Origin of the sequence: Rhizobium skierniewicense (assembly GCF_014196515.1) — a bacterium.
Classification (GTDB): domain Bacteria; phylum Pseudomonadota; class Alphaproteobacteria; order Rhizobiales; family Rhizobiaceae; genus Agrobacterium; species Agrobacterium skierniewicense.
Window position 1 is genome coordinate 44,852 of sequence record NZ_JACIDV010000015.1, and the last position, 11,181, is coordinate 56,032.

An 11,181-nucleotide genomic window follows, 5' to 3' on the forward strand; every position below is an offset into this window, starting at 1 on the left:
CACAGTGTCCCAGGAAATCGACCCGGTTTTAAAAGCCGCCAAGACGACGACGCTGATCGACAAGGCCCGTTACTTGAAATGGTAAGACGAGGGCGTCGATGCCCTCATCGAAAACAGGTAAAATCAGGTGGCGGCCGCGTAAGGGAAAGGATTTATAAAAACTGTTGTCGTTCCAGGAAGAATGTTAGGGACCTCGGTTAAAGCCGTCATGCACGAACATTCGACAAGGGAGAAAAAGGCTGATGACAACCGCCAGCTCGATCAGTGAACATATTCGCGTTGTGCTGTCGGACGAGATTTCGACCGGCGTCATCAAACCCGGTTCCGTCCTCGAGGAAGGATTGCTAGGAGCGCGTTTTTCCGCGTCACGCACGCCCGTCAGAGAAGCTCTACGACAATTGGAGGCAAGCGGCCTCGTGGAAATACGCCCTCGCAAGGGTGCTTTCGTTCTGCCCCTGACCTTGCCACGCCTCATGCAGATGTTTGAGGTCACCGCCGAAATGGAGGCCATGTGCGTTGGTCTTGCAACGCATCGCATGACGGGTGTTGAGCGTGCCAAGCTTTTTCAGATCCACCAGAAAGCCTCAGAAGCGGCAAAAAACGCAGATTTCGATCAATATGACGAGCTCAATCTCACCTTCCACGAATTGCTCTATCGTAGCGCTCACAACGATTTTCTGTTTGAAGAACTGATGCGTCTGCGCGCCCGACTGTTGCCATTTCGCCGGACGCAACTCCGCTACCCCGAACGTCTAAGTTCATCGAATCAGGAGCATGAAAGTATCATCAAAGCGATCATGCGAGGTGACGCCACGCAGGCCGGCTTGACGATGCGCGAACATATGTTGAATGCGAGTGTCGCCCTTGCTCGCTTCATGCAGACATCTGACGAAAACGAGCAAGAGTAGATGGATAAACGGATCGAGGCGACAGAACGCCTCAATCCATCTGCACATTCGCATTTTTAACGACAGGTTCCCATTTGGCGATTTCCGTCGCAACATGGGTTTTCAACTCGTCCGGTGTAGAGCCGACAATCTTGGCGCTGAAATCTGCCATCCTTGCAGCAACGGCAGGGTCTGCCAGAGCTTTTTTCGCAGCGGCATTCAGCCTGTCTACGGCTTCCTTTGGTGTGCCTTTGGGTCCAAACAACGCATTCCAGGTATAGGTTTCATAACCCGGTACCGTCTCGGCAATTGTCGGAACATCGGGAAAGGATGATGCCCGTTCAGCGGTCGTTACGCCCAGCGCCCGCAATGTGCCGGATTTGATATGACCGGAAGAAGACGGCAGGTTGTCGAACATGATCGAAACCTGGTTTCCGAGCAGATCATTCAAGGCCGGGCCAGAACCCTTATAGGGAACATGCTGCATGCTTACGCCCGTCATGCTTTTGAACAGTTCCCCGGATAGATGGAGCGGCGTGCCGTTGCCCGACGAAGCGTAAGCGTATTTATCGGGCTGCGCCTTCAAGAGCGCTATCAGTTCCGCGACGTTCTTTACCGGCAGTTGCGGATTGACCACGAGGACATTGGGAACCACTACAAGTAGTGAAATAGGGGCGAAATCCTTTTCAGGATCATAGGGTTTGGTCTTGAGAATGAGAGGGTTGAGCGCATGTGTTGCCACCGTACCCATGAGAATTGTGTAGCCATCCGGTTCAGCGCGTGCCACCCGGTCCGCGCCGAGATTACCACCGGCACCGGCAATGTTCTCGACGATGACCTGTTGGCCCAAATCCTCGCTCATCTTCTGAGCAATGACACGCGCGACCACATCAGTGGAACCGCCTGCCGCAAAGGGAACAACAAGCGTGATGGCTCTTGCAGGATAGGTTTGGGCCTGTGCTGCGCCGCCTAAGACGAAAGCCGATACGACAGATGCAGCCAGTGCGATCGCGGCACGCCGCTTGAAAAGTTGATGTCTCATTGAACCTCCTGTGTTGTGGCCTCCTCGCCACGCGGTTCACTGTAGCTTAATCTTGGGCAAGGGCAACAAAGGTCGCATCCTCGTTTCGGAGGGTTCAGTGCGGCTGTGCGTTTCAAGCCATCATCTGCACGGCGTGCTTGTGGACGGCATGGAACGCCGCTTCAGCGCCTGCGATAACACGGTATTCTTCATCCTCACTCAAAGCGATCGCATCGAGCGCTGCGACGAAGGTGCGCCAGTGAAGCCCTCGTCCTTCCGGAGCACCTGCAAGATGGCGGGCACCAAAGGTCTCATCCAGGCCAAGCTTTGCTGCATCCTTCAGCAGAAATGCCGCACCCAGGTTGGATCCTTCTACCACGTAGAGCCAGCCCATGGCCTGAGCGAGGTCAAAGGTGGCGTCCTCTTGATGAAAGCGGGCTTCGCTGGACATGGGTACCGATGTTTCCAAGTCTGCGAGGTCTTGTTCGATCAGTCCCAGCCGTCTGCGCCCTTTCAGATCGGGTAGCAGATCATGGAGCCTTTCGTTTTGGTAGAAAGCATCCACGTCGTGGTGAAACAGATATTGGCTTTGAACGAACTTTGCGAAATTGCTCAGGTTTTCGAAAGGTTTGGCGGCGGTGATAAACGTGTCTAAGGCGTCGTGCGCGTCGCTTGTCGCGGCCTTCAGGCGTTTTGTACGGCTGGTTTCCGTCGCCGGTGTCGCAATGCTCGGTTCGATGTCTGCTGCCATGTACCAGTCCCTTTTAATATCCCAGAACGGCAGATAAAAATCTTTCCTTTCTGAGTCAAACCCATTTCCTCTTGATTGCCTCAGGATCTCGAAGTCTTCATTGCTCGCTCTGAGCGCTTCGTTGGTTTGTCAGCCGTCTCCGCAGCAGTGCATTGAGCATGGGTTGGATCGAAAATTGGTGGTCGTTGGCTCTTTCGGTGAGGCTTCGCAGGTATCCACCGGCGGAGTGGATGACTTGAGCTTTTTCCAAGATACACGCTATGATTGCATTGACTTTGCGTGTTCCCATTGCTCTTTCGGCTTCATCATATGCAGATTGGCTGATAGATAGCATTGAACGTACGACATTGGCAGCCTGTTTCAGGTCACTCCAGTCTCTCACAGCGCCGTTTGGGCCGTAGAGCGATATATCGGGGCAGGCATGAAGCACTGTCTGGAGATCGAAATTCTCGGTTTTCGGTGAGTTGGCACGGCTGATCGCTGGCTTCCTTTTCAGATTATTCTCTGCTGCGACCCTAACCAGGCTTTCAACATCTCCCGCTTTTGGTTCGTTATCCACGTCTTGTTTTTCAAATAGGGATTCGGATTCTGAACTCTGTATATGCCGCTCATTTTGATAGGCATTGGCGCTCAAATTTTGATTTTCTATGTGTTTTTCCAATCTCTTAGCCATATCACCGCGCAGATTGGCCATGTCGTCCAGCACGAGGGCCAGATGGGGAGCTCTTGATTTGCGATCAAGCGAGGATGTGATCGTGAGATAGCGTCGTTCATAGAGGTCCCACTGCCCATCAATCCCTTCTGTCAGCGCGATCTCTCTGAACTTGATGATGTCGCGTCTGCAAAGGCTTATCTTTTCACGAAGTCGTTGCAATTGGAGACGATCTTCGATGACCTTTTCTGCCAGATCGTTGATTTCGTCTGCACGCGTAATAAGTGGTGCGAGGGAAAAGCCGTAGGCATCGCTGATCGCGCCGTTTCTGTCCTTGCGGGCATAGCGCTTTCCATTCGGGCTGTCTTTACGAAGGATAAGTCCAGCATCCACGAGTGCTGCCAGATGACGTCGCAATGTCTGCTCAGTCATTCCGTGAGCACGCAGAGAGAGCTGTTGATTTGATGGAAAGACCACCAAACCGTTTTCTTCCGACAATTCGGCTTTGGGGTAAAAGCTGATCAGAGCGTTAAGGACGGCCAGTGATCGGTCTGAGATTCCCAGCAGAGGTTTGGCTTCGCAAATCGCGCGAAACAGTTTCCATTTTTCCATTGATTTGGAATGGTCGATCTTTCTTGACGCAAACTGGTTCGCGAGCAGGCCAAGTGACACCCCTCGCCGTCCAAAAGACGTCGCTACAATATCGCTATTCATGTCTCTCACCTTCAAAAAGGCAAAAGAAAATCGCTCACCGAAAAAAATCGATGCCAAGACTCTTGACTATGATTCGCGGAAATGAGATTCTTTGGGTGCTTAGATCAAAGAAAGCTTCCGTGCGGCAACGTTCGGGGGCTTTTTTCTTTTGTGCTTAGTGCTCCTGTTGATTGTTGGAACGAAAAATAAAAATCACTGCTTCGAGCGATGCTCTTCAAACAGCGATTGGAGATGTTCCATGACGAAATCGGCAAACTCGGGCGCTTGGCGACGATCAATGGAAATATCGATTTTGTGGTCAGTCTCGATGATTTTTGCCAGCTTCTGGCCCGTCATCGATGAAAGGACACCTGTTCTCTTCGGTTCTGGCTTTGGCTTCAGAAACTCCAGAAGAGATTTGAACCGTTCCTCGGATGCCAAGTTCGAGACGCTCTCATCGGCAAGATAGGCCCGTGCCGCTTCGTTGACTTTGGACGAGGACAGTTGGTCTGCAAGATCCATCCAATTGCGCCTTCCGACGCCTGGGGCCGGACCGATGCTGTCAACGATGTCGTCGGGGATACGTCCGACCACCGACAGCATGTTGGACAAATCACCCTTGTGGAGCGACATGGCGGCCATGATCGTCTCTCGCGAGAAGCGCATCTGCAATTTTTGAGCAAACCTTGCTTTTTCGATATAGCTGAGGTCCCGGCGCTCGTTGTTTTCCTGCCCTTGGGCTACGACGAGCTGTTCATCTGAGAGATCTCGAACAACAGCACGAACAGGAATACCGATTGCTGCAACGGCGCGCAGACGACGATGACCGAAAGCCACCTGATAGCGACCGGGATGTTCGGGGTGAGGGCGCACAAGGATCGGAACCTGCTGGCCCTGTTCCCTGATGGCTTCCACAAGGCCTGCATCTGCTTCCAACGACGCGGGCATCCGATCGGGTATGAAGGATGGATCGACCTCTGAAGGGTCGAGCGCGACGATTGTCAGGCCTTCAGCCAGGCGCCGTTCAATTTCTTCCGCGCGTTTGGAGCGTTCAGACACTTCATTCAGAGATTGGCCGATCATGCCGACCGGTGAATTGATAACGTCTGTGACGAGATCAGGTGAACCGAGAATGGGACGAATACGCGGTCGCGAACGCTCTACTGGAGCTTCGGCAGTCGTATCTGCGGACTTCGTTGTCAGGTTGGCAAAGATTTCTTTTCTGCTCATACGGCCCTACCCCAGGCTTTCTTGATTAAGCCTTCAATTTCGGCATTTACGTTTGTCATGGATTCCAAGGCGCGGTCATAGGTGGACCGCGTGAACTGCGTACGCTCGACCTCAAACAATGTCTGATTTGTCAATCCTGCGTCGGAAACGGCCGTGGTCTTCAACATCGGATGGTTGAGAACATGCTCTCCGAAGATGGAGCGCAAAAAGGCGACCATCTGGTTCTGTGGGCCATCGCTGGGCTCGAAGCGCGTAACGAGGTAGCGCATCCAATGATAGTCAGAACGCGCGCCTGCTCGACCGATTTCCGCTAGCAGATCACCCGTCATGGCCAGAAACTGGTTCATCGACATCACGTCGAGCATTTGCGGATGAACGGTCACGAGCACCGATGTCGCAGCCGTCAGCGCCGAGAGGGTGAGGTAGCCGAGCTGTGGCGGGCAATCGATCACGACGACATCATAGAAGTTCTGCGCCTGAGCGATGGCCTGACCGATACGGGCAAAAAACAAGGTGTCACCTGGCGCGCGACGCATCAGCGCACGGGGCGTGTCGTGTTCAAATTCCATCAGTTCGAGATTACCCGGAATGATGTGAAGGTTCGGAATATAGGTGCCGCGAACGATCTCGGCGATCGGGCGCTGTTCCGCGTCATATCGGATTGCGCCGTAAAGCGTTTCATTGGGGCCGACATCAAGTTCCGGTTGATGGCCGAAGAGGGCGGAAAGACTGGCCTGCGGATCAAGGTCGATCGCAAGCACGCGGTAGCCTCGCAAAGCAAGATATTGTGCCAGATGGGCCGAGGTGGTGGTCTTGCCGGAGCCGCCCTTGAAGTTCATCACGGCAATAACCTGCAGGTCTTCGCCGTCGCGCCGATGCGGAAGGTAGCGACGCGTCCCGCGCGCACCCTGGTCAAGATATTTGCGAATCTCATGGATGTCTTCGACGGAATAGCTCCGACGTCCCCCGGCACCGTGCGATGCGCTGAGGTCAGGCTGCTCGGCGGCGATCTGCCGAAGATAGGCTTCGCCGATACCAATCAGCTTTGCGGTTTCGGACGGCGAGAAGGTTCTCATGCTTTTTTCAGCGAGCGGCGCAAAGGTGCTGGCATTATGTGCTTGGAGCTGTGCTGACAACGCAGCCGAATGCTGTAGAATAAGCGCCGTCAGATCAGGCGCTTTCTCAGCAGATTTCAAATCGGCGTTTTGGGTCATCTCTGGTCTTTTCCGCTTGTTGGATCAGTTGCGGTTTTTTTCGCTGAAATCGGTTTTTTCCGCAACTGAGATATAAGCGCCGATTCTCTTTGCGGTGCAATAGGCATTCGCTGTGGCTAAACATGAATCTTTTCAGTCGCCTAACCGGTAAAAATTGGCTTTTTCTTCACGTTGGCGCAGTTCATGAAGCGTGTTAGCCGCGGCAAACTTTCCGATATGAGGCGCCAAAAGCAGAGAAGCGGATATTTCAAATTTGCGTTTTGCATCCCGTTGAGCTTTCCTGCGCCGCAATGAGTCCTAATGAGGTGCCAAATGTTTTATGATGTAGCCGTTGTCGGTTCTGGTTTCTCGGCGATCAGTTTGGTCACCAATTTGCTTGAGCAGCTTCCGGCCACCACGTCTATTGCCATTGTGGGCGACGACTCCGCGTTTGGCCGTGGTACGGCCTATCGGACCGAATTGCATCTTCACCGATTGAACGTGCCAGCGGCCCGAATGAGTGTGTTTGCCGACAGACCCAACGATTTTCAGGAGTGGCTGGAAAAGCGTGGCGAGGTGGTGGATGGCATGAGTTTCGCTCCCCGCAATGATTACGGTTTGTATCTGCGTGACAGGCTCGCCTCCCTTCTGCAGAGCCAGCAGCAACGAGCCCGCGTTGATTTCGTGAAGGCAAAAGCGGTTTCGTGTGCTTCCTGTACGAAAGACGGTGTAGACTTTCGTTTGAACGACGGGCGCCAACTCCACGCGTCGAACGTGGCATTGTGCCTCGGTGTGGGCACAGCAAGTTTGCCGCGGCTAACTGCGGATTCCGACGTGGCGCTCTTACGACGCGTTGTTCGAAATCCCTGGAAGCTGGGCTGGTTATCGCGGGTCAAGAAAAATGACGCCGTCGTTATTCTCGGCTCCGGCCTGACGATGATTGATCAGGTCTTGTCCCTGCGCAACAAAGGGCATCGGGGACCCATCCATTTTTTATCGCGACGGGGGCTTGTTCCACACTGCCATAGCAAAACACCACTCAAACCAGTTGACCCAGACATCACGGGCGCGACCGAGATGAGCGAGATCCTCGCGCGTTTGCGCCAGCAGGTGAGGGGTGGCGCTGATTGGCGTAGCGTCATGGACGGGCTTAGGCCGAAAACACAATCTCTATGGCAGCAACTGGAAGCACCGCAGCGCGCCCGATTTCTCAGGCATGCCCTGGCTTGGTGGAACATCCACCGGCACCGGATTGCACCACAAGTTCATGACGTCTTTGATGAACTCGTGAAGAATGGAACGGTCCAAGTTCACGCTGGATTTGTTTCGAAGATTGCACGGACGGATGGCGATAACGTACTCACCTATCGAGGCCGCGGAGTGAGCGACGAGATCTCGTTGACGTTTGACTGGTTGGTCAACTGCACCGGAATGGAGCGCGCGGGTATCGGCCATTCACCGCTGCTTCAAGACATGCTGGGTCGACACATGATCGAGACTGACACGTTAGGGCTGGGTATCCGGGTGGATAGCCAGTCCCGTATCGTTTCCGGTGATGGTCTCGCGTCACCGGGAATGTTTGCCGTGGGCGCCTTGACAGCCGGGCAGTTTTGGGAAATTACTGCTGTGCCTGACATTCGCGTACAGACTCACAATGTTGCTGAAAGCATTGCTAAACGCATCGATATGACAAGTCTTTAACCCTCTCCTCTATAGCCGATTTGGTCATACCGAGTAGCGAAACCAAAGCTCGAGATAGATTTCTTTTGGCGCTTTTTGCTGTTTGAAAACAGTACGATAAATCGAGCAAAAATTCAGAGGAATTGATCGATATCATGGACCGGAGCGGGCGACCCGCTCCGGGTTTTCCAGCGATTAGCCGATCTGCTTAAGTGCTTCGCCAAGTGTAGAGACAATCTTTCCAATCTCTTCGGCGCTGATGATGAGGGGCGGGGACAAGGCGATGATATCGCCCGTTACTCTGACCAGCAGACCTTTCCTGAAGCACTCAACGAAGACGTCATAGGCCCGGGTGCCCGGTGCTCCGTCGCGAGGCGCAAGTTCGATCGCGCCAACGAGACCGAGGTTTCTGATGTCGACGACATGTGGCATGCCTTTCAGAGAGTGGAGCGCGTCCTGCCAGATGGTTTCCAGTTCCGCAGCGCGATACAGCAACCCTTCTTCCTGGTAGATTTCCAGCGTCGCGATGCCTGCCGCGCACGCCACGGGATGGCCGGAATAGGTGTAGCCGTGGAACAGCTCGATCTGATTGTCCGGGCCGTGCATCATGGCGTCATACACAAAGCGCTTGGCGAACACTGCGCCCATCGGGATGGCGCCGTTGGTAATGCCCTTGGCGGTGGTCACGAGGTCCGGTACAACGCCAAAGTAATCGGTGGCGAAGGGTTTGCCGAGGCGTCCGAAACCGGTGATGACCTCATCGTAAATCAAAAGAATACCGTGCTTGTCTGCAATGGCGCGCAACCGCTCGAGGTAGCCACGCGGTGGCAAAATCACGCCAGCGGACCCCGACATGGGCTCAACGATGACAGCCGCGATTGTTTCTGCGCCGTGGAGAGCAACAAGCCGTTCGAGATCTTCGGCTAATTCCACGCCGTGTTGTGGCAAACCTTTCGAAAAGGCATTGTGCTCCACATCCAGCGTGTGGCGCATGTGGTCGGCGGGAATTTGCGGGAACACGCGGCGGTTATTGACGAGGCCGCCAACGGATATGCCGCCGAAGCCGACACCATGATATCCCTTTTCCCGACCGATGATGCGGCTGCGCGTACCTTGTCCGATCGATCTCTGATAGGCGATGGCAATCTTGAGCGCCGTGTCGACAGATTCTGAACCAGAGCCGGTAAAGAAGACGCGATCAAGTTTTGCATCTGGACCGCCAGGGGCGATGGCAGCCAACTTCTCGGCAAATTCAAAGGCGATCGGATGGCCCATCTGAAATGTGGGAGCGAAATCCATTGTCGAGAGTTGCCGCTCGACAGCTTGTGTGATCCGCCTGCGGCCATGGCCTGCATTGACACACCACAGTCCGGCAGTTCCATCCAAAATGCTATTGCCATCTATATCGGTGTAATACATGCCTTGCGCGCTGGCGAGGAGGCGCGGTGCTGCCTTGAACTGTCTGTTTGCCGTGAATGGCATCCAGAAGTTTTCAAGGTTCGGCATGTTGGATTTGCTGCTGTGGTCCATGAGGTTCCCCTGTTCTGATGGCGCATCATTCCTGCACTTCATCGATTGGAACAAGTCCTTTTCTTTGGCGCCCTAAATCATTGATATAATTACGACGGTTAGATAAGTTTTCGATATATCGAACACGTGAAAGACGGAGGTTGAAATGGTTGTCGATATCGGGACCCGGTTGCGACAGTTGCGCGCAATCCATAAATTGTCGCAGCGCGAGCTTGCCAAGCGTGCAGGGGTCACGAACTCGACGATTTCCCTCATCGAATCGAACTCGACCAATCCGTCCGTTGGTGCGCTGAAACGGATCCTGGATGGCATCCCCATCGGTCTTGCTGAATTCTTTGCTTTCGAGCCCGACACGCCACGGAAAGCATTCTACGCCGCCGAAGAACTGGTGGAGATTGGCAAAGGGGCCATTTCCTATCGCCAGATTGGTGACAATCTGTTCGGTCGAAGCTTGCAGATTTTGAAGGAGTGTTATCAACCGGGTGCAGGCACCGGGCGGGTTCCGCTGGTTCATGAGGGAGAAGAGGGCGGTATTGTCCTGTCCGGACGACTGGAGGTCACTGTGGAAGATGAGCGCCGAATCCTTGGACCGGGAGACGCATATTATTTCGAAAGCCGGCGTCCTCATACATTCCGGTGCGTTGGACCCATTGCCTGCGAGGTGATCAGCGCCTGTACGCCGCCCAGCTTTTAGAGCGTTTCCATTTAACAAGGAAACGCTCTAAGCACCGTATCCGGTGGCAAGCAGTCCCCGTTTGTTCAAAAGATTAGCCGACTAATGATATGTGTCGATAATACTCGACGCGCGGCCCCCTAGCTGTTGCCTGACGGTTCGCGAAGGATTTTCCAACTTTCCCTGACGGTTGTATTCTTTACAGTGTTTCGTCCCTGAGTTTTTTCATCTCAAAATTTATAAATAATTAACCCTCGTATAGAGAGAATTAGAATATTCTGATGCCCTCTATCAGGGTGTCGGCTCGCATTCGGCCTGGGGCGTCAGTTATGCGTGAAACAGGGGATAAGCGTATGGCGTTCGGGGTATCTCGAGGTTTGTTGATATTAGTAGGGTTGTTATCAGAACCCAGTCAATCTCTTGCTCAGGTTGCAACAACCACTTTTGCCGTGCAGATGACGATCCAGGGCGAATGTAAGATCAATTCGGCTGGCACACTGAATTTCGGTAACCGCGTTCTGCTCGACAGCAATGTGGATCAGACGAGCGACATTGTCGTTCTGTGTACAGCCAGCACGCCGTTCACCATCGGGTTGAGCGCAGGCTCTGGAGCGAATGCCACGGTCTCAAACCGTCTGCTGACATCCGCCGGCGGAGCGACGATCGGATATTCTCTTTACACCAATTCTTCTCGCACGAGTGTTTGGGGAAACACGGTAGGCGTTGATCGACAGGCAAGCACCGGAACCGGTGCAGCCCAAAACTTCACTGTCTTTGGGCGCGTTGCGGCTCAGACGACACCTGTCATCGGGACTTACAACGACACCGTGACGGTCACGATCAATTATTGACCTGCCAAGGAAGAATGCAC

10 protein-coding genes are annotated in these 11,181 nt (G+C 53.8%); 4 read left to right on the forward strand and 6 right to left on the reverse strand.

Features of this window, described 5'->3' with window-relative positions:
- Window positions 1-242: 242 nt before the first annotated feature.
- Window positions 243-908, forward strand: a complete 666-nt coding sequence (locus GGQ73_RS19875) for a GntR family transcriptional regulator (protein WP_183897567.1) — start codon at window positions 243-245, stop codon at window positions 906-908.
- A gap of 31 nt (window positions 909-939) precedes the next feature.
- On the opposite strand, the gene GGQ73_RS19880 is transcribed toward GGQ73_RS19875, so the two are convergent.
- The 5 genes from GGQ73_RS19880 to repA form a co-directional block, all read right to left on the reverse strand.
- A complete protein-coding gene (locus tag GGQ73_RS19880) occupies window positions 940-1,929 on the reverse strand; it encodes a Bug family tripartite tricarboxylate transporter substrate binding protein (protein WP_183897568.1) in 990 nt (329 codons plus the stop codon).
- A gap of 112 nt (window positions 1,930-2,041) precedes the next feature.
- A complete protein-coding gene (locus tag GGQ73_RS19885; protein ID WP_183897569.1) occupies window positions 2,042-2,659 on the reverse strand; it encodes a biliverdin-producing heme oxygenase in 618 nt (205 codons plus the stop codon).
- Window positions 2,660-2,756: 97 nt separating this feature from the next.
- Window positions 2,757-4,025: a plasmid replication protein RepC gene (gene repC / locus GGQ73_RS19890; protein ID WP_183897570.1), complete on the reverse strand. Its 1,269-nt coding sequence runs from the start codon at window positions 4,023-4,025 to the stop codon at window positions 2,757-2,759.
- A 192-nt stretch (window positions 4,026-4,217) separates the two neighbouring features.
- Window positions 4,218-5,234, reverse strand: coding sequence for a plasmid partitioning protein RepB (gene repB, locus GGQ73_RS19895; protein WP_183897571.1), 1,017 nt, complete (start codon window positions 5,232-5,234; stop codon window positions 4,218-4,220).
- A complete protein-coding gene (gene repA / locus GGQ73_RS19900) occupies window positions 5,231-6,448 on the reverse strand; it encodes a plasmid partitioning protein RepA (protein ID WP_183897572.1) in 1,218 nt (405 codons plus the stop codon). The genes repB and repA overlap by 4 nt, the downstream gene beginning before the upstream one ends.
- A gap of 312 nt (window positions 6,449-6,760) precedes the next feature.
- Here repA and GGQ73_RS19905 point away from each other — a divergent pair, with 312 nt between their 5' ends.
- Window positions 6,761-8,128, forward strand: a complete 1,368-nt coding sequence (locus GGQ73_RS19905) for an FAD/NAD(P)-binding protein (protein ID WP_183897573.1) — start codon at window positions 6,761-6,763, stop codon at window positions 8,126-8,128.
- Between the two features lie 174 nt (window positions 8,129-8,302).
- On the opposite strand, the gene aptA is transcribed toward GGQ73_RS19905, so the two are convergent.
- Window positions 8,303-9,637, reverse strand: coding sequence for an omega-aminotransferase AptA (gene aptA / locus GGQ73_RS19910; RefSeq protein WP_183897574.1), 1,335 nt, complete (start codon window positions 9,635-9,637; stop codon window positions 8,303-8,305).
- Between the two features lie 145 nt (window positions 9,638-9,782).
- Here aptA and GGQ73_RS19915 point away from each other — a divergent pair, with 145 nt between their 5' ends.
- Both GGQ73_RS19915 and GGQ73_RS19920 read left to right on the forward strand, forming a co-directional pair.
- Complete coding sequence (locus GGQ73_RS19915) at window positions 9,783-10,331, forward strand: cupin domain-containing protein (protein WP_183897575.1); 549 nt, start codon at window positions 9,783-9,785, stop codon at window positions 10,329-10,331.
- Between the two features lie 332 nt (window positions 10,332-10,663).
- Window positions 10,664-11,161 (forward strand): Csu type fimbrial protein, encoded by a 498-nt coding sequence (locus tag GGQ73_RS19920; protein ID WP_183897576.1) that lies wholly within the window; start codon window positions 10,664-10,666, stop codon window positions 11,159-11,161.
- Window positions 11,162-11,181: the final 20 nt, after the last annotated feature.

Coding starts and splice junctions, on each gene's coding strand:
- repA (WP_183897572.1), bottom strand. CDS start 6,448: ATGACCCAAAACGCCGATTTGAAATCTGCTGAGAAAGCGCCTGATCTG.
- GGQ73_RS19915 (WP_183897575.1), top strand. CDS start 9,783: ATGGTTGTCGATATCGGGACCCGGTTGCGACAGTTGCGCGCAATCCAT.
- GGQ73_RS19885 (WP_183897569.1), bottom strand. CDS start 2,659: ATGGCAGCAGACATCGAACCGAGCATTGCGACACCGGCGACGGAAACC.
- GGQ73_RS19905 (WP_183897573.1), top strand. CDS start 6,761: ATGTTTTATGATGTAGCCGTTGTCGGTTCTGGTTTCTCGGCGATCAGT.
- repB (WP_183897571.1), bottom strand. CDS start 5,234: ATGAGCAGAAAAGAAATCTTTGCCAACCTGACAACGAAGTCCGCAGAT.
- aptA (WP_183897574.1), bottom strand. CDS start 9,637: ATGGACCACAGCAGCAAATCCAACATGCCGAACCTTGAAAACTTCTGG.
- GGQ73_RS19875 (WP_183897567.1), top strand. CDS start 243: ATGACAACCGCCAGCTCGATCAGTGAACATATTCGCGTTGTGCTGTCG.
- GGQ73_RS19880 (WP_183897568.1), bottom strand. CDS start 1,929: ATGAGACATCAACTTTTCAAGCGGCGTGCCGCGATCGCACTGGCTGCA.
- GGQ73_RS19920 (WP_183897576.1), top strand. CDS start 10,664: ATGGCGTTCGGGGTATCTCGAGGTTTGTTGATATTAGTAGGGTTGTTA.
- repC (WP_183897570.1), bottom strand. CDS start 4,025: ATGAATAGCGATATTGTAGCGACGTCTTTTGGACGGCGAGGGGTGTCA.